Annotated in this window: 15 protein-coding genes and 1 riboswitch; of the genes, 4 read left to right on the top strand and 11 right to left on the bottom strand. The window is 46.4% G+C overall.

Translation table 11 applies throughout. The features are described from left to right. Positions 1 to 147 precede the first annotated feature (147 nt). Together PAHA3_RS19300 and PAHA3_RS19295 are read left to right on the top strand one after the other, a co-directional pair. Positions 148 to 906 (top strand): ABC transporter ATP-binding protein, encoded by a 759-nt coding sequence (locus tag PAHA3_RS19300; RefSeq protein ID WP_062836366.1) that lies wholly within the window; start codon positions 148 to 150, stop codon positions 904 to 906. A gap of 2 nt (positions 907 to 908) precedes the next feature. Next, positions 909 to 3,314: an ABC transporter permease gene (locus PAHA3_RS19295; RefSeq protein WP_062836365.1), complete on the top strand. Its 2,406-nt coding sequence runs from the start codon at positions 909 to 911 to the stop codon at positions 3,312 to 3,314. 82 nt (positions 3,315 to 3,396) lie between these two features. Here the strand turns inward: PAHA3_RS19295 and mmuM are convergent, their stop codons facing one another. From mmuM to PAHA3_RS19250, 9 genes are all read right to left on the bottom strand, one after another. After that, positions 3,397 to 4,464, bottom strand: a complete 1,068-nt coding sequence (gene mmuM / locus PAHA3_RS19290; RefSeq protein WP_062836364.1) for a homocysteine S-methyltransferase — start codon at positions 4,462 to 4,464, stop codon at positions 3,397 to 3,399. After that, entirely contained in the window at positions 4,442 to 5,854 is a 1,413-nt protein-coding gene (gene mmuP / locus PAHA3_RS19285) for an S-methylmethionine permease (protein ID WP_062836363.1), read from the bottom strand. Before mmuP ends, mmuM begins: the two co-directional genes overlap by 23 nt. Before the next feature lie 92 nt (positions 5,855 to 5,946). Continuing rightward, positions 5,947 to 6,048, bottom strand: a riboswitch (SAM riboswitch). A gap of 72 nt (positions 6,049 to 6,120) precedes the next feature. Further along, entirely contained in the window at positions 6,121 to 7,323 is a 1,203-nt protein-coding gene (locus PAHA3_RS19280; RefSeq protein ID WP_062836362.1) for a Ger(x)C family spore germination protein, read from the bottom strand. Further along, positions 7,320 to 8,420, bottom strand: a complete 1,101-nt coding sequence (locus PAHA3_RS19275) for a GerAB/ArcD/ProY family transporter (RefSeq protein ID WP_062836361.1) — start codon at positions 8,418 to 8,420, stop codon at positions 7,320 to 7,322. The genes PAHA3_RS19280 and PAHA3_RS19275 overlap by 4 nt, the downstream gene beginning before the upstream one ends. A 38-nt stretch (positions 8,421 to 8,458) precedes the next feature. Beyond that, positions 8,459 to 10,171 (bottom strand): spore germination protein, encoded by a 1,713-nt coding sequence (locus PAHA3_RS19270; protein ID WP_062836360.1) that lies wholly within the window; start codon positions 10,169 to 10,171, stop codon positions 8,459 to 8,461. A gap of 147 nt (positions 10,172 to 10,318) precedes the next feature. Beyond that, entirely contained in the window at positions 10,319 to 11,224 is a 906-nt protein-coding gene (locus PAHA3_RS19265) for a methyl-accepting chemotaxis protein (protein WP_062836490.1), read from the bottom strand. Positions 11,225 to 11,401: 177 nt separating this feature from the next. After that, positions 11,402 to 13,882, bottom strand: coding sequence for a bifunctional diguanylate cyclase/phosphodiesterase (locus PAHA3_RS19260; protein WP_062836359.1), 2,481 nt, complete (start codon positions 13,880 to 13,882; stop codon positions 11,402 to 11,404). Positions 13,883 to 14,029: 147 nt separating this feature from the next. After that, positions 14,030 to 15,154 (bottom strand): response regulator, encoded by a 1,125-nt coding sequence (locus PAHA3_RS19255; RefSeq protein ID WP_062836358.1) that lies wholly within the window; start codon positions 15,152 to 15,154, stop codon positions 14,030 to 14,032. Further along, positions 15,132 to 18,236 carry a hybrid sensor histidine kinase/response regulator gene (locus PAHA3_RS19250; protein WP_062836357.1) on the bottom strand — a complete coding sequence of 1,035 codons (3,105 nt, stop codon included), beginning with the start codon at positions 18,234 to 18,236 and terminating at the stop codon, positions 15,132 to 15,134. The genes PAHA3_RS19255 and PAHA3_RS19250 overlap by 23 nt, the downstream gene beginning before the upstream one ends. Before the next feature lie 349 nt (positions 18,237 to 18,585). On the opposite strand from PAHA3_RS19250, the gene PAHA3_RS19245 reads away from it, so the two are divergent. Then, a complete protein-coding gene (locus PAHA3_RS19245) occupies positions 18,586 to 20,529 on the top strand; it encodes an NAD(P)/FAD-dependent oxidoreductase (RefSeq protein WP_062836356.1) in 1,944 nt (647 codons plus the stop codon). A 61-nt stretch (positions 20,530 to 20,590) separates the two neighbouring features. On the opposite strand, the gene PAHA3_RS19240 is transcribed toward PAHA3_RS19245, so the two are convergent. Together PAHA3_RS19240 and PAHA3_RS19235 are read right to left on the bottom strand one after the other, a co-directional pair. Beyond that, positions 20,591 to 21,184: a TetR/AcrR family transcriptional regulator gene (locus PAHA3_RS19240; RefSeq protein ID WP_062836355.1), complete on the bottom strand. Its 594-nt coding sequence runs from the start codon at positions 21,182 to 21,184 to the stop codon at positions 20,591 to 20,593. A gap of 153 nt (positions 21,185 to 21,337) precedes the next feature. After that, a complete protein-coding gene (locus PAHA3_RS19235; RefSeq protein ID WP_062836354.1) occupies positions 21,338 to 21,781 on the bottom strand; it encodes a VOC family protein in 444 nt (147 codons plus the stop codon). A gap of 87 nt (positions 21,782 to 21,868) precedes the next feature. On the opposite strand from PAHA3_RS19235, the gene PAHA3_RS19230 reads away from it, so the two are divergent. After that, entirely contained in the window at positions 21,869 to 22,900 is a 1,032-nt protein-coding gene (locus tag PAHA3_RS19230; protein ID WP_062836353.1) for a helix-turn-helix transcriptional regulator, read from the top strand. Positions 22,901 to 22,922: the final 22 nt, after the last annotated feature.

Raw genomic sequence — 22,922 nt, 5'->3', positions numbered from 1 at the left:
GCCCACACTCCAAAGCTATTGTGCGGAGCGGTCTTCCATTTCCGAATTTACTTAGGTACCTGTAATACTTTATTCATAATTTGATAAGGCTTCCTCAACATCCCTCCTCTAGAATGAATCCTATACTGCACTCGGGAGTGATTCGACTTGTCCAAAAAAGTGATTATCCGTGCACAGAATCTGTGCAAGACGTACAACAGCGGAAGTGAGCAACATCATGCCATCCGTAATGTCGATCTCAACATCTATGAAGGGGAATTCACGGTCATCATGGGTAACTCTGGCTCTGGCAAATCAACCCTCTTATATCTGCTAAGCGGACTGGATCAGATCACAGCGGGTGAGGTCTATTTTCACGACCAGCGGATTGACGCTTACAATGAACGGGAAATGTCTGACTTCCGCACCCGCCGGATCGGTTATATCTATCAGAGCATCAATCTTGTCCCAGACCTCTCCATCAAAGAGAACATTGCTTTACCGGGATATATTGCAGGAAACAAAAAGAAGGACATCCAATCCAGGGCTGCTGAGCTGATGAATGCCATGGATATTGATGGACAGCGTAACCGCCTCCCCTCCCAAACTTCTGGAGGACAGCAGCAAAGAGCAGCCATTGCACGGGCTTTAATTAATTCGCCGGATATCATCTTTGCGGATGAACCGACTGGAAGCCTGAATATGGAACACGGCACAGCCGTTCTCGATATCCTTACGGATATCCACCGCAAGGGACAGTCTGTTGTTATGGTTACGCATGATATAAAAGCAGCCTGCCGGGCAGACCGCCTAATCTATATTCAGGACGGCAAGATTGGTGGAATCCTTGAACTCGATACCTATGACGAACATCAAATTCAGGATCGTGAAGCGATCATCTTCGCTTTGGTTACGGGGAAGGAATAACGATGGCAGTCATGTTTAAACTTAGCTTGTCGTATCTGAGCAGGAACAAAATACAAAATGCGTTAATTGCGCTGCTCCTGCTACTCTCGACACTTCTTGTATCTACAGCTATTGTCATTCTGGCGAACACAGGCAATCAGTTTTATGAAATGCATACCCGAACCCATGGATCTCATCAGATCCTGACGTTTGAAAAAGGGCTCAATGACCCTGACGCTGTGCACAACTGGTGGGCTTCTCAGGATGGAGCTCAGGTGTCTCCTTTGCTAACGTATCGTACATTGTCAGGCATCATTTTGAATGAAACTCACATCCCTAACATCTACCTGTACATGTTTAATACGCCTCCGCCGCCTTGGGGTGTGGATGAACTAATTTTCTCAAGCGGGACGCCCGACACAGTTCCCGAACAAGGCTCCGTCTGGATTCCAACGTCCATGGCGAATGCCTACCAAATCTCGGTAGGCAATACCGTTGGTTTCAAAACCGGCTCAAGTACGCTGAATCTGAAGGTGTCCGGAATTGTAATCGATGTACCATACGGAGCCCCTTTCTCCAATACAGCACGGGTATGGATGAATCCTGTCGATTTTCAACATGATTTCGCGACACTCGCAGGCAACGAACATCACATGATCGGCATCCACTTCAACGATTACAGCATGAATTCTGTGTATTGGGAACGATACAATCGTGAGACAGGCACTCCGTTTCTTGAATCCAAAATGGAGTTCGAAGCGATATCCTCTTTCTATCTGATTATTAACCAGGTTATTGGCTTCATTATGATCTTCATGGGTGTTGTCATGCTATCCATCGCTTTGATGACAATCGGGTTCACAATTTCGGATGCTATCCTGGCTAATTACAGAACAATAGGCATTCTCAAATCACTCGGGCTAACTGCCCGGAGAACGATAGGCACCTATGTTATTCAATATGCGATGCTATCCATCGCAGCCATTATCCCAGGAATTACACTCAGCGTATGGATCTCCAAGTGGATCATTAATATATCCGCGTCCTCTCTTCGAGTGAACAATCAGAACATTCCAGTCCAAGGGTTGGACGCGGCCATACTGGCTGGTGTGCTTCTATTTGCTTTAGTGATTTTGTTTACTGTGTTATACGCCAAAAAGGCACGCAGCATCCAACCCGTTCAGGCTATTCGTTATGGTATGTCGGAAACAGATCACAGCCGGATGGCCAGTAGAATGAATTCGCCATGGGCACAACACTGGGTCGGGTTCACACGAATGCCTGTGACCGCGGTCCTTGGACTCCGTCATGTGTTCAAAAACACTAAAAGTTCTGTTCTGACAATCCTGCTGACTACCATGGCTTCCTCCGTACTAGTTCTGGGGTATGTTCTGCTGACCAGTATAATCGGAATTGAACAGACAGCAGCTAAATGGGGGTATGACAACGCCAACATCGCAGCAGTCGTAGTGAACAAAAGTAACTTCCCCAAGGCTGAACTAAAGCACGTATTAGCGCAGGATCCGAGGATCAGCAATGTAGGCTGGCAAGGGAACATCACAGGTGTAATTAGCCCGGAATCTTCAACAACAGTAAAGGGCAAATCCATCAGTCTCAACTTGAGTGTAATGGACGGGAGTTATCAGGAGCTTGGATTCGAAACGTTAAAAGGGGATAACCCACAGCACGCAAATGAAATTGCCATTGGTGTAAATGTAGCCAAAACATCAAACAAAGATCTCGGTGATCTCATCGACATCTATATTGAAGGAGAAAAGCGTACATTCCTCATTACAGGCATCTATCAGGCGATCGCCAACATGTCTGTTTCAGGCCGAATCACCATCGATGCCATGAGAAGTGTGAATCGGGGTTATGGTGAATTTGATGCCATATTCATTAATGTGAAGGATCTCGCACTAGCGGATAAGGTTGCCGGGGCGTTGAATGAGCAATTTAAGGATTTTGCTTCAGTAGTTACCCAGAAGACATTGCTTGATTCGGTTTACGCTGAAGCTGCGAACATCCTGATCTATCCGATGAGCCTGATTGGATTGCTGTTCACCATTGTGACGTTCATCATTATTTTCAGTACCTGTCGAATCAATATCCGCAAAGAGAGCAGAACGTACGGGATATACAAATCGCTGGGAATGACATCCCGTCAAATCCGATTATCGCTCACCATGGGAATGGTTGTGCTGTCCGCCATGGGAGCGATACTGGGTATTTTCGTAGGCGTATATGTACTACCTCTTCTGCTCGAAATGGTCCTTTCCAATTATGGTATCGTAGAGCTTCCACTGATTATGAATTGGGGTGGAATGATATTGTTCGCCTGCCTAAGCATCATTGCAGCAGGTCTTGGATCATGGTTTTCTTCCCGAATCATTCGAGAGACATCGCCACGTATGCTGGTTATCGAATAAGGTAATACGATGCCTTAACACAATAAAAAAATCCCTTCCACGCCTCTATAGAATATGGAAGGGATTTTCATAATGATATGAGCTATTTCCGCCACTTCTTCGCAAGTTCGCCAATCTGATGTGGCGTCGTACGGCAACAGCCGCCAATAATTTTCGCACCCGCTGCAACCCACTGCTCCGAAGCATCACTCATGCTGCCACAGGTCCCCTGTCCACTCCACGTCTTCGTTGCTGCATCGTATACTTCTCCCGAGTTCGGGTAGACAATGACAGGTTTGTCGCTGGCACGGCTGAGAATACCTACGGCTTCCGTCACCACTTCCATTGGAGCACAGTTCAGGCCAATCGCCGCAATCTGCAGCTCGGAGCCAAACGTCTGTGCACATACCTCAAGGGGTGTACCCTCGCTGATGGTTGTCCCGTCTTTTAAAGAGAAAGATAGCCAGGCATACGCATGAGGAAACTCCTTCAGTAAATTAACCAGCACCTGTGCTTCCTGCAAGGAAGGAATCGTCTCAAACGCCAAAATGTCAGCCCCCGCTTCAATCAGCGCCGCCATACGCGGACGGTGAAATGCAGCAAGTGTCTCATCCGACACGCCGTAATGTCCCACATACTCTGAACCATCCGCCAGATAGGCGCCGTACGGTCCAACGGACCCAGCAATAATTGGACGTGGACGAAGACTGTCTTCTTCGCGATCCCCTGTATGATCTGTTATATGCTCCTCATTCTCCAGCGTCTCTGCACGTACCGAAGGAACTTCTACAAACTGATCTGTCGAGCTTTCTATCCCTACTAAACCACTCTGCACTTCTGCCCACACGTCATCTCTCGCCTTTGCAGCCAGCTCCACCGTCTTGCGAATCAGGTCTAACGCTTCCTGCTCTCCAATTCCTCTCTTGCTGAAGCCATCCACCGTCGCCTGATAACTGGATGTAATCGCACAGTCGGCTCCTGCTCGGAAATAATCCGCATGGACCTGAACGATGACATCCGGATTCTCGATTAACACACGAGCCGACCATAGCGGATCATCCAGATCACATCCATGCTGTTCGAGTTCCGTTGCCAGCGCTCCATCCAAAATCATGACCGGATGTTCACGAAGGATCTGTTCTATGGGATTAATCTGTTTTGCTTGCGTCATGTACTTGTCCTCTTTTCTTGTTCGCACGTTCTGTCAGATAATAAGCGGCGTAACACACTGCGATAAATGGAACCCCACAATACAGCGCAATTCGCTGTGTCGGGTCAAAAGCAATACCTATGCATGAAGCCAGGCATAATATAAATGAAACAATCGGTACCACGGGGTACAACGGTGTGCGATAAACCAGATCTTTGACCGCATGTCCTTCCCGGATATATTGTCTGCGGAACATGTATTGGGAGGCACTGATGCTCAGCCATACCGCAACGACAGCCAGACCTGAAATGGAAACCAGTGTAATATACACGGTACCTGGTGCAATGATGCTCGACAGCAACGCCAGTGCACCACCGACCATACTGATCAGAAGTGAATTCAATGGTACTCCGCGTTTGGTTAATTTGGCAAACCAAGGGGAGATCGTTTTTTTATCAGCCAGAGACCAGAGCATCCGTGAAGATGCATATAGGCCTGAATTGGCAGCAGAGAGAATCGCCGTCAGAATAACAAAGTTCATAATGTCTGCTGCATAGGGTACACCCACCCGCTCCATTACCGCTACAAAAGGACTTTCCAGTACACTGGCATCCGACATGGGCAGCAAGGCCGACAAGATAACAATCGTTCCGATGAAGAAAATAACCAAGCGCCACAGCGTCGTATGAATCGCTTTGGGTATCGTCTTTTCCGGATTTTCCGTCTCCCCTGCGGCAATCCCGATTAACTCGGTGCCCGAGAATGCAAAGTTTACTGCAAGCATGGTCATCAATATCGCTGTAGCCCCATGAGGGAACCATCCGGATGCCGTAATATTCGATAGGAATGGAGCCGGTTCAGAGTCTGCCATCGGAATAATGCCGAACATGGCTGCGCCACCGATTAGAATGAAAATTACGATGGTCACTACTTTTACAGAGGAGAACCAGAACTCGGATTCCGCAAACAATTTCACCGTTAATGCATTAAACAGGAAGATCATTAGTGCAAAGAGCGCGCTCCATATCCATACGTTTACCGATGGGAACCAGCGCTGCATCAGCAGTCCAGCGGCTGTAAATTCCGAGCCAAGCGCAACAGTCCAGGTTAACCAGTACAACCAAGCCACTGTGTAGCCGGTTGCTGGTCCGATATATTTAGCTGCATAACTATGAAATGCTCCCGTCTCCGGCATATGAACAGATAGTTCACCGAGACAGAGCATCACCAGATATACGACGATCGCTCCGATTAGGTAGGACAGAATGGTTCCCAGTGGTCCCGCCTGCTGAATCGTATAACCGGAGCTGAGGAATAATCCCGTTCCAATGACTCCTCCGAGAGAGAGCATGACCACATGCCGTGCCTGCATTTTCCGCTGAAAATGCCCTTTGTCGTTGTTGTTCTCCATACCTGCTGCTCCCCTACTTCTTCATCCAGAAAAAACAAAAAAGACCCACTCTTCCTAAAGAGTGCGCCGTTACTGACAAATAAAAACAAACGCTCCTATCTATCAGGCTTTCACCCGCTGGAATTAGCACAGTATCCTTCAGATCTGTTGCTGAGGTTTCTAAGGGCCAGTCCCTCCACCTCTCTGGATAAGAAAATGATTTTTTACTAATATAGCGATCTATCATGAATGTGTCAACATTTAAATAATAAATGTCCCACGCTGCACTATTCGGTGGAAGACCCCGGATTGGTGATGGTGATCTTCACATCATACGTAATCGGCACGGTGCTGAAGATTTGGTCCCAATCATCTTTGACCTTCTTCCATGTTTTAGGTTCTTTAATACGCAAGCTATCCCGAAAATCCGCAACATCCACTTTATAGGTATGCTGGAGTTTGTATAACACCTGTCGAATCTGTTGTTCAGCCAGTTCAGCAAATTCCTTTTCCAGTTCTCTGAGGTAGGCACCTTTTTCCTCTTCCTCAGGAGCACGCCAATCCTCCATCAGCCAGCCTTCAGATTCAGTCTTTACATGGAATGAAATATCATTCCCCACCACCTTTGGGGTGATTTTCACTTTTTTCTTCTTCATTTCGTATAACACAGTGAACCCTTCTTTGTTGTGTGTTTTTAAGACGCCTCCCTTTTTTTGGGGATTGAGCCATGATAATCCTTCCAGATCCGTTTGACTAAGCTCCCCGATGAACTTGGTTGTTTTTCCATCAAAGATGCTGCCCCCTGAGAACTTGTCCTCCCCATCGGAGTTTAATACATTCTGGAGCAGGAAGCTCGATCCGGACTGCATTTGAGCGTCTAACTTAGATAGCAGAACCGGATCAAGTATTTTATTGGATATATAAGAATTGTTCGTAATGCCTGTGAGATAAAATGCTGGTATTCGTGAAGGGTCCTGTGATGTCAGCACATCCACTGCACGACGATGACTAATTAACACCAGACAGTTGGGGCGAATATCATTATCTCGAAGAACAAAATCAAGCAGTTGGTCCAAACCATATTTTTTAGCAATATCCTTGGAAACGACGATCACCTTCAGATGATGTCCTATGAGAGGCCGATCCCGCCTTAACGCAAACTGGCGGAAGATTTGCAACAAGGAGTCTCCGGAGAGCTGTTCATTGGCATAGGATGTTTTGCCGGAAGAAGGCGAACCGGATTGCTGACTCGATTGACTGTTGGAGAAGCCCGGAGCGATCTGCACCGTAGCAGTCAAATAGTTCTTCTTGGGATATGAGCCTCCCTGAGCAGCGATGTCTTTCTCGAATTCAGTCTCTTTGCCGACATCAATTCCAAGACCAACATAGAGACTTAGATCCTCTATTTCTCGGCTACTCCAGCATCCGGATAGCGTTAACAGAATACACAAGGCAGAGACTACACGTAAGAGCATACGGAATGGAATCATGCATGCTTGCCCCCTTTTTTGCGAATCAGACTTATGAACAGTAACACCAGAGGTAAAATGCCAAATAAAAATACAGATGCATTGCCCAGCATATCCCCAAGTGCAAAGGTATCGTCCACCGTTTTAGGCATCATTGCCGTCAAATAAATGAACGGAAGTAGACCGTACATGATGCCTTTGATTTTTTTGGAACGAAACAAATCACGAATGCCCACCGAAGCACAGTAATGTGTAATTGCTGTGGTCGAGAAAATTTGCATAATCCAGATAACAAGCAATAAAGACTCAAATCGCTCAAATATCAGACCCTGAATCTCAAAGCTTCTTACCAAATCCAGCGTTGGCCAGGTTCGAGTTTTGATCCCATCGAGCGATAAACTGCCTATGACCATTACTACCGTGATCAAATAAATAATAGTGGATATGAGTATGCCCCAGCTCATCGCCTTATTGCTCTTCTTCGGGTTTTTCATATAAGCAGTCATGATTAACATCACCTCATATCCCGTATATGACAGTAGTGAAGGCTTCAGTCCTTTGAAAACAGGCATAATGCCATCTCCGAGCACAGGTCTCAGATTACCAATCTCGAATAGCTGGTTACTCAGTAGAATTTCAATGACAAATATAATGATCGTAATCGGCAAAATGATCTCAAACACGCGTACAATGACGCTAAGCCCTCCTGAAATCAAATATATACCGATCCACATAAAGACCATTACAATTGCCCAGGTGGGAGTACGTTCGAGTAGATACATTCCGGTTACATCAGCCATAACTCTAATTTCAAATGCAGCAATCACCATAAAATACATAATCATGGCACCGCCCAGTATGTAAGCGATCCAGCTCCCCGTAATTTCACGGGTGAACTGGAACACGGTTTTCCCCGGAAATCTTCGACACAGGGTAACCAAAATAATGCCGACGCCCGTGATAATTAGCCCAGACAGAATAATGGATATCCAGACATCCGGTGTTCCGACAGCTTTGCTGGTCGTTCGAGGTAACGTCAATATCCCGGCGCCAAGCATGTAATTGACAATAATTACAACGGCTTGTGTCGTGGTTATCTTTTGTTGGGAGCCATTCACTTCAGTTCACCTCCAGACCTTCTGTCCATGGAATTCAATTATTCTTTTCGGTCCTTATCGATTGGATTAGTCATATCGGGACGCATTCTCATCATGTTTAACGGAGCACGGATAACAAAATCCTTCCAATCATTCAAGTGATAAGGAACCGCTGGGGCAACATATGGCACGCCAAAGCTCGAGAGTCGAGCCAGATGTGTACATACAAGCAGGAAGAACATAACCACGCCATACAGTCCGAGAATAGCTGCACTAAACATGGCGGCAAATCTTAAAATCCGCAGCGTTAACCCGGCACTATAGACAGGAATCGTAAAGGATGAGATGGCTGTAACCGCAACGACAATGACCAGGAATTGACTTATGATACCCGCCTGTACCGCTGCTTGGCCAATAATCAAACCTCCGACGATCCCCATCGCAGGCGCAATCGGCTTAGGTAGCCGTATCCCTGCCTCCCTCAGAATCTCAATCGAAAGTTCCATGATCAGTACTTCAATAATCGAAGGAAACGGCACTCCCGTACGCGTTTCAATAATCGTCAATACCAGCTTGGTCGGAATAAGTCCTGGATGGAACGAGATAAACGAGATATACAGTGCAGGAGCAAGCAATGCCAGCATGGCGGCCATAAAACGCAGCATTCGCAAAAAGGTTCCGGGAATCCAGCGTTCATAATAATCCTCGGGAGATTGGAGCAACATGCTGAAGGTCACCGGTACAACCAGCACAAATGGTGTTCCATCCAATAAAATAGCCACCCGACCTTCCAGCAATGCGCCGATGACCCGGTCAGGTCTTTCCGTATTCAGTACCTGCTGAAAAGGACTCAGTGTACTGTCTTCAATGAGTTGTTCCACATAACCAGATTCCAGCATCGAATCCATATCCATCTCTTCAATTCGCTTGCAGACTTCAGCCACGAGATTAGGATCGGCAATATCCTGAATATAGGCTATCGCCAAATCTTTTTTGATCCGTGAACCCACTTCATACTTCTTAATAAATAGGCTTTGATCACTTCCATACCGACGCAGAATGCCTGTGTTATCGCTTAACTGCTCTGTAAAACCGATACGCGGTCCACGAAGTAGCCCCTCTGACAACGGTTCATTCATACCTCGTGTTTTGATCTTATGTGCTCCAATTAATAAAGCACCTGGCAAACCATCAACCAACAGTGCGTTTTTCCCAAACAACACGCCAACTGCGAGCTCTTGAAGGGACTTGGTTTCCTCAACCAGACTGACAGGCAGTAATTGATCTTGCAGGTATGCTGACAGTAAGTGTGCATTGTCTGGATGAAGAAAACCCTCTTGCTTGAGTAAAGGAACACCTTCTAACATTAACGGTGTAATCAAATGATCATCAATCAAGTCCTGATCTACTAAGCCCTCGGTATATACGACCGCAGCCAGTGTATTGGTTCCCCTAATGGTAAATTCCCTAATATGCACGTCTGCATTGAGTCCAAAGCTTTCTTTTACGCTAGTCAGATTTGTATTGTACTTATCGGTTAATTTAATATTGGCATATTGACCTGTCTCAGTACCTTGGCCCTTCCCTGCGGCTGCTGGTGAAATATCCTTCGAAGATATGGAAGGTCGCTTCGTGCGAGAGAAGCTGCCACGCTTAATGGCGGCATTGATCCAGCGCATGGTCAAGGTAATGCCAATCGGAATGATAAAGACCAAAACTGCCTGAATCCATATGGACCTATCCGGCACGTAGGACACAATTGTTGACCACATGTTCCCACCCCAACATTTCTCTGCATAACGAAGCTGCAGGTATTCCCAAGTATTGTGTCCCCGTTTGATCACAATAATTCCCGATTTTATGTAAAGAACGACAAAAAAACGGTTCCTGTATAAGGAACCGCTATCCGCTATATATGATTATACAATTCTGGTCACATGCTCTGCTTTGGCGTCCAGCAAATGGGCTGATGCAGCAATGGCCGTAAAATCATTCAAAGCGATCTCAATCCGCTTCTGGCTCTGCTCGACATATTCTTCTACCTTTTTTGTACCGCCTGTGATATTACTAATCTCCTTCGTTATTCCAGTAACACTATCTCGAATCTCATTAATTGAACTCTCCACCATGGCGGACAGTTTCTTTACTTCCTTGGCCACGATATCGAATCCTCGGCCGAATTCGCCTGCATGCGCAGCTTCAATGGCAGCATTTAACGCAAGCAACTGCGTCTGTGATGAAATCTCGCGTATGGTTCGTACCACGCCCTGAATCGATCCGGCCTGTTCCTGCAGATGAGTCAACGTTGCACGGTTAGAAGCTGACACCTCTGAGATATAGGAGATACTGGACATTAATTCCTGGCTGCGTTCAATACCTACATCTGCCTGCCCATTTAGCTCATGGGACATGTTTTTCAATTCATTCACCACGACTGAAATATTGTTCTGACGATTGGTAATGTTAGTGGCGATTTTGGAGACACCCAGTATTTTTTGGTTCAGCTCATCAAAGACTGGCATATAGGTCGCCTCAAGCCATACGGAATTTCCCTTTGCATCCTTGCGTTCAACCTTGTCTTGGAAGCTAACACCATTAAATATGCTATTCCAAAAAGCGTCATAGTCCGGGGTATTCACAAAATGCCCGAAGCATAACTGCTGATGCTTCATGCCATACATCTCATCTACTGTATATCCCATCGTCTGGGCAAAGACTTCATTCACATACGTTACCCGTCGATCCAGATCGAATCGAATGATCGCCAGACTTTTCTCCATCGCCTTGATGACCAGTGCATCGGTGACAACATCTTTCTTTTCCATATCTAATATAGGCACTTGATAACCCCCACAGTTCATTCCATAATAAACAGCCTTTTACCAGCAAAACAACGAGTACAACAACATATGTATCCATCAGGTTCTAAATGACTCTACTATTGATACCCGATTTGCAGAACTTTGGATCACCTGTTGCTGTTTATTTTTTATGTGTTATTTTCAGAACGTCAATACGTTACCCAACCTCTGGGGCAAAAAGAAAATCTGCTCCACCTCATCCGCTGGCAATGGCTTGCTGTAGTAGTACCCCTGCACTTCATTGCAATCCTGTTCGGTCAGAATATCCAGTTGTCCCTTCGTTTCAATGCCTTCTGCAATAACATCCATATTCAATTGTTTCGCCATTGTAATCATAGTCGAAACAATGGCTCTATCGCTATGATTAACCGCAATGTCCTGAATAAAAGAGCGGTCAATTTTCACTTTGTGAATCGGGAACATTTTTAGATAACTAAAGGAACTGTACCCTGTTCCAAAATCGTCCAGGCTGATCCGGATTCCAAGCTCGGTTAATTGATTGAGTATTTCAATGGAAGCAATCGCATCCATCATCATGCTTTCCGTGATTTCCAATTCCAGATACTGCGGGCTCAAACCCGTCTCAACTAGAATCTGACGAACCTGTTCCACCAGATTGGATTGATGAAATTGCTGAGAGGACAGGTTCACCGACACTGGAATCAAAGGCCCGCCTGCATCATGCCAATTCCGCATCTGAATACAAGCTTCGCGGAGCACCCGGTTACCTAGCTCAATAATCATGCCCGTCTCTTCTGCAACCGAGATAAACGTGCCTGGATACAATAATCCACGGGTCGGATGATTCCATCGTACCAAGGCTTCGACACCAATCATGCTGACTTCACTTGTCTGAATCTGAGGTTGGTAATGTAACACAAATTCCCCTCGATCCAATGCTTTTCTAAGGTCATTCTCCAGAACCATTCGTTCCCGCAACTCGTGATGCAATTCGGCAGAGAAGAACTGATATCCGTTCTTGCCATTCTTCTTCACTTCATACATGGCCGTATCTGCATGCTGCAGCAGCTCTACAGCATCTTGCCCATGGTCCGGAAATACGGCGATCCCAATACTGCCCGTAACATAGAACTCGCTCTCTTTTAGATAACAAGGCTTCGCAATCGCCTGAATAATGCGTTCAGCCAAGCGGGTGATGTCTCCAAGACTAGTGTACTGATGAACAAGAATCGCAAACTCATCTCCACCCATTCGGGCAAGCGTTACATCCTCACCATTCAGTTCATCCTTAATCCGTCGGCTCATTTCCTGAAGAAACAGATCTCCGTAGATGTGTCCAAGAGAGTCATTAATAACTTTGAACCGGTCAAGATCAAGGACCATAACGGCAAATAGCTTATGCTCATTACGATGCGATTCGATGGTCTCCGACAACCTCTGATTAAACATTCTGCGATTGGGCAGTCCAGTCAACTCATCATGAAAAGCCAGATGATAGTTTCTCACCTTTACGCGCTTTTCGTCCGTGATGTCCTTCATAATGATGTAATTTCCCACGACCTGTTTATCTACAATGACGGGTGCGAGCACAACGCCAAGTTCAACCCGTTCCTGATTGGTGCGATAGATGACGGTCTCGTACTTCATCTCTTCACCGTCCGTAGCACGTCCGAACATATGCCTGATGCGCTCCCGATCCTCCTCCACAACCATGGTTAATAGAGTACTCACGGATTGGTCCTTTAATTGTTTCTCCTTAATACCGCCAATTCGAGCTGCTGCCGGATTAATTCCAACAATTCGCATGTGAAGATCGATGGAAATAATGCCATCCTGATTATGCTCATAGAGCGATTTATACCATTTTTCATTCTCTTGCTTCTCCGATTCCTGTTTGGAAAACAGTCTCGATATGTACAGACCAACAAGCGATAATCCCAGTGTAAATAACGTACCCATGGAAATAAAATAAGCCAGACGCTTCTGGTCCAAAATCGTGTTTAATGAAGATATGACCCTGTTCGGTGGCATGTCCGATTCAAAGTGCGCTGCCATCATGCCCGTATAATGCATACCCGCAATGGCCCCTCCCATGATGAGGGCACTTCCAACCTTTTTCCAAACATCATGACGTGTATCTGATCTAAGAAAATATAGCGATAACCACAGTGCTGTAATTGAAGCCGCACACGCAATTATAATGGATAACATGACATACATGGGCTCGTATTGAATCTCCACCTGCATCGCATACATCCCGATATAATGCATCAACACGATACCGAGTGCAAACAGACAGGCGCCCCCCAATAACTGTAACAGTGGCAGCCTCTGTCGGGAGACTACCATCAACGCCACCAAAGATGCAACAATGGCTACAGCCACGGAGATCAGCACAATGACAAGATCATACGAAACGGGAAATGGCAATGACATCGCCATCATGCCAACGAAATGCATGGACCAGATTCCCATACCCATAATAATTGCGCCAAAAGATAGCCATAACCAACGACTTCTGCCGCTGGCTTTGTTAATTCTGCTGGTGAGGTCCAGAACGTTATAAGAAGCCGCAACAGCAATCAAATATGAAATCAGGACAAGTACGTTATCATGTGAACCCATGCCATGTTGAATACTCTGTTCCAAGGTATGTTCCATTGTTCGATGCCTCTCTCTACATGTTACTTCTTTCATTATAGAACATCGATTTGAAACATTTCTGAAACCTGAACCATAAGTCCCAAGCAAAATGATTTTCGTAGGCAGTAGACCATAAGAAAAACCCACTTGCCAAGGCAAGTAGGCTTAGGTTGAACGATTGGATTTCCAGCTTTCGAACCATTCCTGGACAGCCGGATGAGGGAGCATATCCATTTCCTGACTCAACATACGGCATAGCAGGCTATACTGAACCTCGACCGAACGTCGATCACCGAGTCGATGATACAGGTTCATCAGAACCACATAGATATTTTCCTCATCAGGCAACATGCGCTGTATTTTGAGATAATGTGCAACAGCATCTTCATCCTGATGGGCAGCGATATAATAATCTGCAATTTGTTTCTCATGGCGAAGCCAGAGATTGCGCAGTCGGCGTCGCTCCATTTCGGCCCACAGATACGTTGTTTCCCCCAGATATGGACCCTTGTAGAGAGATGAAATCTGTAAATGAAGATCCATCGTTAACGCTGTAACGGCAGGCGCCTCAGCTACCCTTTTCTCCCACGTGTCCATATCCAGGGATGCCCCGTTCAATTGCAGCATATATCCTTCATCGAGGTTAGAAATCTGGATATTAACCTGCTCTGCCTGTAGCTGTTTACGAATCTGGTAGATAGCCGTATAGAGCTGGGTTACTCCGCGTTTCCATTCAATCTCAGGCCACAGCTGTTCAAGCAGCACCTGCTTGCGAACAGGTTTATCTCGATATTGCAGGAGGAAGGAGAATAGTTCCTGGGCTTTGAATGTCTTCCATCGTATGGTGATGGGCGGGCACCCCGCCTTTTCAAATTGCAATGGACCAAGGCAATGAAGTATAACCTGTGAATCCGGGAACCGTTCAGTAGGATCGGACGTTAGCAACAATCGATGAATCGTCTTCTCCAGCCGCTCTGTCTGCAACGGTTTCAGTAGATAATCCAGAGAATTAAGTTCAAACGCCTTGACTGCATATTCATCATATACCGTGACAAATACAATTTTAGTCGCTGGAAGTTGCTGCAGAACGCGCTCAGCCAGTTCAATCCCGCTCATCTCGGGCATCTCTATATCCAGAAAAACCACATTCGGTCGAACCTGTACAATATGCTCCAAAGCCTGCCTGGGACTGCGGTATTTCCCGATAATATCCAGATCGCTAATGCGCTCCAGTTCCTCCGCAAGATGATTCAACGCGAGCGGTTCATCATCCACCAGTATCGCTTTCATGAAATCCCACCTTTTCTATTGGAAGCCGGACTTGAATCTCGGTTCCCTGTTCCAGGGAACTATGTATGAGCAGTCCCCATCCGAATAGCTGTTTGAGTCGACGCTCAATATTCCGGATGCCGATCCCGCCTTCAAGCGTTGGCCCTTCCATAATCCGTTCCAGTGTTTCCGGCGACATGCCTACCCCGTCATCCTTCACCGTAATTAGAATGAATTGTTCATCCCGCGTAACCCGAATCAGAATGCGTCCCCCCTCAGCACGTCGCATAATACCATGCCGTACGGCATTCTCCACCAAAGGTTGAATGGTCAGGGGAGGGACCCGGAAGTTAGTTGAGGTCAACACTTCAATCTTAAAGTCCAGCCAATCATCAAATCTTACCTTTTCAATATGTAGATAGGATTGCACCAATTTTAACTCCCGATCAAAAGGCGTCAGTGGATTCGTGTTGTCAAATCGGAAGCTTTCCCGCAGATAATTTCCCAATTCATTGAGCAGTTCATTCATCTGTGCAGGTTTGCTTTTGCTTAGCGCTGCAATGGAATTCAGAGTATTGAACAGAAAATGCGGCTTGATCTGCGCCTGTAGAAAGGCCAGCTCCATGCGAATGCGTTCAGCAACTGAACGTTTCATCTGTAACAAGGTACGTACACGTACACGAAGTTCGGAACCTTCCACCGGTTTGCGCAGAAAATCATTAGCCCCTGCCAGACCAGTTTCCAGAGCGCGATCCCCTTGCCACGCAGAAATGAGTAACAGGATGGGCAGCTCAAACATGGTGTACTGTTCACGGATTTTGCCACAGATGACGGTACCTGATATGCCAGACAGCGTTCGGTTCACGATAATTAGGTCCATTTCATGCAATGGATGCATGCTCTGCATGATTTCTTCCGGATTTCTCACCACAGTCACATGATAATCATCCAGATTCAGAATAGGCAGCAAAAGATTCAAATTCAGCGCATCATCATCCACAATCATAATATGGTACATGCTCGATAGAGATCGTTTGCTTCGATTCACTGATATATTCAGAGTATGGTTATCAACCGATTGAACTGCCGCCTTTTGCTCAACCATAGGCGACAATACAACTTGTGTTTCATCTCTGAATGAATCTGCACTTAATGGTAGCGTAAGTATGATGTCCATTTCTCCAGATGCACTGTCAGGTACATGTACCGTTCCATGATGCAATTCCGTTAATGCCTTGACCAGATATAACCCTGGAGCATCCGGATTGTGATGCATATGTGCATGATCCTGATCCAGCCTGGATTCGAACAACGCACGGGTAAGCGAGGTCTGCTCCATTGAAATGGCGTCCCCCTGCATATGGACACGAACTTCAACCATCCCGTTCACTACTGAAGCTTCAACCTGGATCGTACCTGTAACGGTAACCTTCAAGCTATGCTGGAGCACACCTGCCAGAATCTGATGCAAGCGTTGCTCATCGGCAGCTACACGTGGCAGTGTTTTATCCACATGACTTGTAATTTCTATCGAATGGTCATATACCATATATCGGACACGTTCCACCACTTCATCCACTAATGCATAGAAATCAACAGACCGGATCGTCAAATATATTTGCTGCTCACGAATTTGCGAAAAGTCGAGTAAATCATCCACCATGCTGCGCATCATCCAGCCCACCGATGTAAGCAATTGCAGGTCCTGCCTTTGGTCAGCTGTAAGGTGATGGTCCGATTGAAGGCGTGCATCCGCGATACTAATCAAAGCCTGTAGTGGAGTTTTCATTTGATCTGAAATATTGGCCATGAATTCATTCTTGAACCGCTCGACACGCTTCATTTCAAGGGATAGGCGCTTCAAACGTCTATAGGTCAGTACAAATTGCTGCACAAACATCAAGATAAACAAGCCCGAGAAGAGAAAGACCTGAATAAAGTACCAGTCACCCATGTGGGTGAGACCGAGCTGCAATAATAGATTGGACAAGCTATGTGCGGCAAATATAAAAAAGGCCAAAAATCGATGTCCAGCAACAGGATCGCCACCTCGGAAACTCCGAAGCAGGATTACTAAAGAATAGCTATACACGGCTACATTTTGGATCACCAATACTCCGACCAGATGTGACACCATGTCAATTGGCAATACAAATAACAAGATAATGAAGACCGCGTTGAAGATGTACACCGCATATCTCACCCAACGTTTAATCACCGTTTCCAATTGACAGGCGACAAACATAAACATCCAGAACGTGAGACTGACTATGGACAGAAAATATATAATGAAGCCCGTAGCATATGTAAGGTCAGGCCATAGCCAGAATAATAATCTGGTTCCCTGATACGAGCTGGTGATCATCATGCTAATGAAAAAAAGAGACATATAGATCCAGCCGCTTCGCGGTGACTGATAATGCATGAATCCAAAAATCATACTCAGAAAACCAAATACAACCAGAATGCCAAATTCAAAAGCTACATTCCTCTGCTGCGATTGGTATATAGCATCCATACTGCCGATGTGAATGGGTTCAATCATTCCCCCGCTATTCACAAAATCATAGTTGGCTACCTGCACATCAATATTCACTTCGGTACCGCTTATCTCTGTATGTGAGATATAGGGCTCTACTTGGGGGCTATATTGTCCAGCGCTTGTCGAGACAACTCCGTTCGAACCAATATGTACCCCGTTAACAAACAACGTGTGGGCTGTACGAATTAAGGGAACACGCAAGGCAATCTGCTGTGCAGATTCTCCTTCGGCATCCAGCAATATTTTCAAACGATACGTCCCATACCCGAACGCACCCTGGTGAAGATAAGGTTCAATGGCCGACTGCCAATTGCCAGGAACGGTAGCGATATATTCGTGAGCCCTCGTCTCCTCTGTTCCATCCAGTAACTGCCCCGGATAAAACAGCCACTCTCCATTAAGGGCGATATCACCCTTTTTCAAACCTCCGACCTGACGCAGATCCAGTACCCCTTCATGCGCCTTCGGAGCATGCTCATCCTCCAGAAAAGAGAGCACATTCAGTGCGATAAACAAGGCAACGACACCAATAATAAATGTAATAAAACGTGTGCGACTCAATAGCTTATCCCCATCCGTAAAACGTACCTGTGATTAATCATGTGATGACAGAACAACCTTCCGATCGCTGCCTACATGTACGTATCGTAACACAAAGCATAGGAGCATACACTTTTGTATTGCATCGCCAGAGCAAGTCCCTCTGTTATTCCAAATGATTCGTAACCTATACTCTGATCCAGAAATGTAGATAACATGAATTGATTGTGATTTTTTTCACTTATAATTTATTGCTGAACGTTTACGATGGGTTTATCACTTATATTACTCAAGAGTAACCTGTGCTTCTATCCAATATTTCTATCTATTCAATTCATCCAACACTTACTAACAACAGGAGGACACACACATGAATCATCCTTATGAAAAGCTGTTCACCCCCTTCCGCATCGGAAAAATGGAAGTGAAGAATCGAATTGTCATGTCTCCTATGGGAACCAATTCGGCCAGTCCTGATGGTCGCATTTCCCTTGAAGAGATCGATTATTATGAGGAGCGCGCCAAAGGCGGCGCGGGTATGATCATCCTTGGGGCACAATTTTTGACCGAAGATCTGGCTCAGGGCGTATTGGAAGGCATTGTAGAGAAAGATTATGTCATTCCGTTGCTCACGGATCTCGTCGATGCAGTTCAACATTACGGCACCAAAATTATCGCTCAGCTCAGCTGTGGCACTGGGCGCAATGCGCTACCATACCGTTCGGGGAAACCTCCCGTATCGGCTTCGGCCATCCCCGCCACCTATAATCCGGAAGTACTGTGCCATCCACTTACGGTGGAAGAAATACAGACCATTATGGAGCAATTCGCCGATTCGGCAGCCAGATTGAAACGGGCGGGCTTTGATGGGATCGAAATTCATGCCCATGCCGGTTATCTCATCGATCAGTTTATGTCGCCGATCTGGAACAAGCGTGAAGATGAGTATGGCGGCACGACAGAGAAACGGATGCGATTTGCCATAGAAATTGTACAGGCGATCCGCCAAGCTGTAGGTCCGGACATTCCCATTTTGTTCCGTTTGGCACTGGATCATCGCTTTGAAGGCGGACGTACAGTTGAGGACAGTCTGGAGATGTTGCAGATTCTTGAACGTGCTGGCGTAGATGCCGTTGATATCGATGCAGGCTCCTACGAAAGAATCGATTACATTTTCCCGCCAGCTTACTTGGGTGATGCTTGTATGGAGTATATGTGTGAGCCTGCTCGTCAGGTTGTGGACATTCCTATTTTGAACTCGGGAAGCCATACACCTGAAAGTGCTGTCCGCCTAATTGAATCCGGGAACGCGGACTTCGTCATGTTTGGTCGCGCATTGATTGCCGATGCCGAGCTTCCAAACAAACTGCGGGATAATGTGCGGGAGGATATTCGTCCTTGTATTCGTTGTAATGAGGAATGCATCGGTCGGATCATCGAACGGAATACCAAAATCAGCTGTGCGGTCAACATTCAGGCAGCCAACGAGAAACGCTTCGCGATTCATCCGGCGGAGACTGCCAAGAAGGTCGTTGTTGTAGGTGCAGGACCATCCGGTCTGGAAGCGGCACGTGTAGCAGCACTCAAAGGACATGAAGTTACACTGTACGAAAAAGAGGCCTCTGTCGGTGGACAGGTCACCAGTGCAGCCACACCGGAATTCAAAGGCCAGTTACGCGCCCTGATTGGCTGGTATGAGCGGCAGTTAACCCAGCTTCACGTGAAAGTGAAGTTAAATCATGAGATCAAGCCGGATGATCCGGCACTGGAAGCCGCTGATCATATTTTCATCGGCGCAGGAGCCATACCCCTTGTGCCTCCAATCCCTGGTATTGATAACGATAACGTCGTGGGAGCCATTGAGGCTCATTTACAAAAAGACCTTGTACGCGGCGAACATATTGTCATTACTGGTGGGGGGTTAACAGGTTGCGATCTGGGACTTGAGCTGGCTATGGAAGGCAAAAAAGTCACCATCATCGAGATGCGCCCGGAAGCGGGGCAAGATGTGATGTACATTAACCGTGCAGCCCTGATGCCTATGCTGGATAGCTACGGAGTGACCATTCTCGGTGGACATAAGGTCCTCTCCTTTGAGGCCAATGGTTTACAAGCAGAGAAAGCTGATGGTTCCAAAGTGTTCATTGAAGCGGATACCATCATTAACGCCTTTGGAATGAGAAAAAATACAACGATCGCTGAGCTGATCCGGGCCAAGTTCGGAACCAAGACCAGCCTCATGGGCGATTGTGTGAAGATTGGCAAAGTAGGTACTGCCGTTCGTTCCGGCTTTTACGCGGCGAGCGCCATTTAGCCCGTATTCAAGAAGAGCCAGACTCCGGTTATCCGGGTCTGGCTCTTCCTATTGAACTCATTTAGCTTCGCTGCTGCATGTCCAATATGCCGTAGAAAAAGAGATCCTGTGTCTGCCGTGCCAACTGGGAAGGCGTTTCGTGACCCGGCAACAGCTTAATCAGCGTTAACCGTTCAATAATGGCCAGCAGACATTCCGCAAAGAAAATCGCATCAAGATCCTGCCGATAATATCCGGCTTGCTGTTCTTCAATCAGATTCTGTTCCATGAGCCTGGCAATCTCAGCCTTGATGCCCACGGACGCCGGGGACAGATACAATCCAATTCGGGTCAATGCCGGATTCCGTCCGAGGAATCGGTAGATCTGCTCCAACGATGCCACGACCGCTTCCTTAAGGTCCTCCCTATTCTTTCCCGGCCCGATATGACTATCGCGCACTGCTTGACTGAGGCCATTGCGAAAATCTGCCACTAGCTCTGCAAAAGCAGCTTCTTTGCTCTCAAAGTACAGATAGAATGCAGGTTGTGTTAACCCGGCCCGAGCAACAATTGAACTTATTTTTGTCTGGTAGAACCCACTTAATGCAAATTCCTCTGCTGCTGCCTCCAGGAGACGAAGCCTGCTCTCTTTGCCAATAGCTCCTTGTTTTCTCACTTCAACCCCCAGCCCCTCTCTGCTCAGACATCCTGCTCTGTTGTCCAAACCTCTACTGTAGATTATACCTAATCTATGGGGCTACTGAAGTGAAGCTTTAGTGATGAATGTTCACTTGAAACATAAATGAATGAAACGGCTCCTCACCTCATTCTAAAAATCATGCACCGTCACACACAGCTGAATCGCGATGCCATACGGATCACGCACAATGCCGTATCCTGGGCTGAATTCATTTTGCTCGTAAGGTACCAGTACTTTCACACCCTCATGTTGCACCAAAGAATGATACAGTTGATCGATTGTAGCTTTATCCTTAGATTGAATACATAATGACGTGCTGTTTCCGAGCTGCCACGCTCTCTCTGTGTCCATTGCTTCTTCCGCAATCATGATCTTGTTAACCCCAATCTCCAGCACCGAATGTGTAATATACTCATCTTGTCCGGCAGGGTACTCGAAGCCTGGGTTCATCTCCTTCATCTCTTTATAACTTTTCTTGAATATCACCTTGGCGCCCAGAAACTCCTCATAAAAAGCAATGGCTGCCGCCGCATCACCGTTCATCGACAAAAATGGTATCACTTCAAAATTCATTAGATTGCCTCCTTGTTCCTATTGGATTACACTTATCACTATAACAACGAAAGGTGCCAACTCATGGCACCATTAAGAGGGTTCGATATGAAAAAATCCGAACGCATGAACCAGATGCTACGTTTCATTAATCAAAAACAACAGTTCACCCTGCAAGATCTCATGCAGGAGTTCCAAATCTCCAAGCGGACCGCGTTAAGAGATATCGCTTCATTGGAAGAGTTGGGTGCACCCATCTATGTGGAATATGGACGGTACGGCGGATATCGACTGCTGCAACAGATGCAGCTACCTCCCATTTCGTTTAACACGGGTGAGCTTCATGCCCTTTATTTTGCGATGCAGGCCCTCCGCAGCTTCTCCAGCTTGCCCTTTCAGGTTTCTTTCCGTACCATTCATGAGAAATTTATGAGCGCGTTATCCGACAAGCAACGACAGGATATTGAGAACATCCAACATCGGGTTTCCTTCCGTCATACGGAGCAGATTCGCGATAGTGTGCATTTGGAGTTTTTGTTGTTGGCTGCTGTGCAAAATATAGTGATCCAGATTACGTATCCTGATCAAAGAAGATCTACAGATACACGGTCGTCTCCTGCCGACTTTTCTGATCCTGAACCATGGGATTCACCATCTCGCACATCCAGCTTCAACAATCGTACCATTCAACCCATTGCGCTCTATGCCAGGAAAGGCTACTGGTATTGCCAGGCTTATGATCTGAATAAGCAGGCGTATCGTGTGTTCCGCTGCGACCGGATCACTTCGGCTGAAGTGTCCGACATTGAACCTTTGGCTCATGTTATTGAACTTCAAGCACAGGATACCCATTCGTTATGGGAACCATCACAAGATGCTATTTCATTTCAATGTCGGATTGACGAAGCCGGGGTTGAACTTTTCCAGCAAGAACATTTTCCATCCATGCAGATTACGCACGTCAACGAATCGGGCAGTGAGCCGGCACAAAGGCTTCTTGTCGGTTCGTATGAACCTCATGAGCTTGATTTCATTACTCGGTACCTCGCAGGATTCGGTAAATCCATTAAGATCATGGAACCGGACACGTTAAAAGAATCATTGCGGCAGTACTATATGGACTTGTTAGATCATGTATAAAGATCATATCTCTATATCCATT

This window comes from Paenibacillus amylolyticus (assembly GCF_001570725.1).
Classification (GTDB): domain Bacteria; phylum Bacillota; class Bacilli; order Paenibacillales; family Paenibacillaceae; genus Paenibacillus; species Paenibacillus amylolyticus_A.
This window is presented reverse-complemented; position numbering and strand designations above follow the sequence as displayed.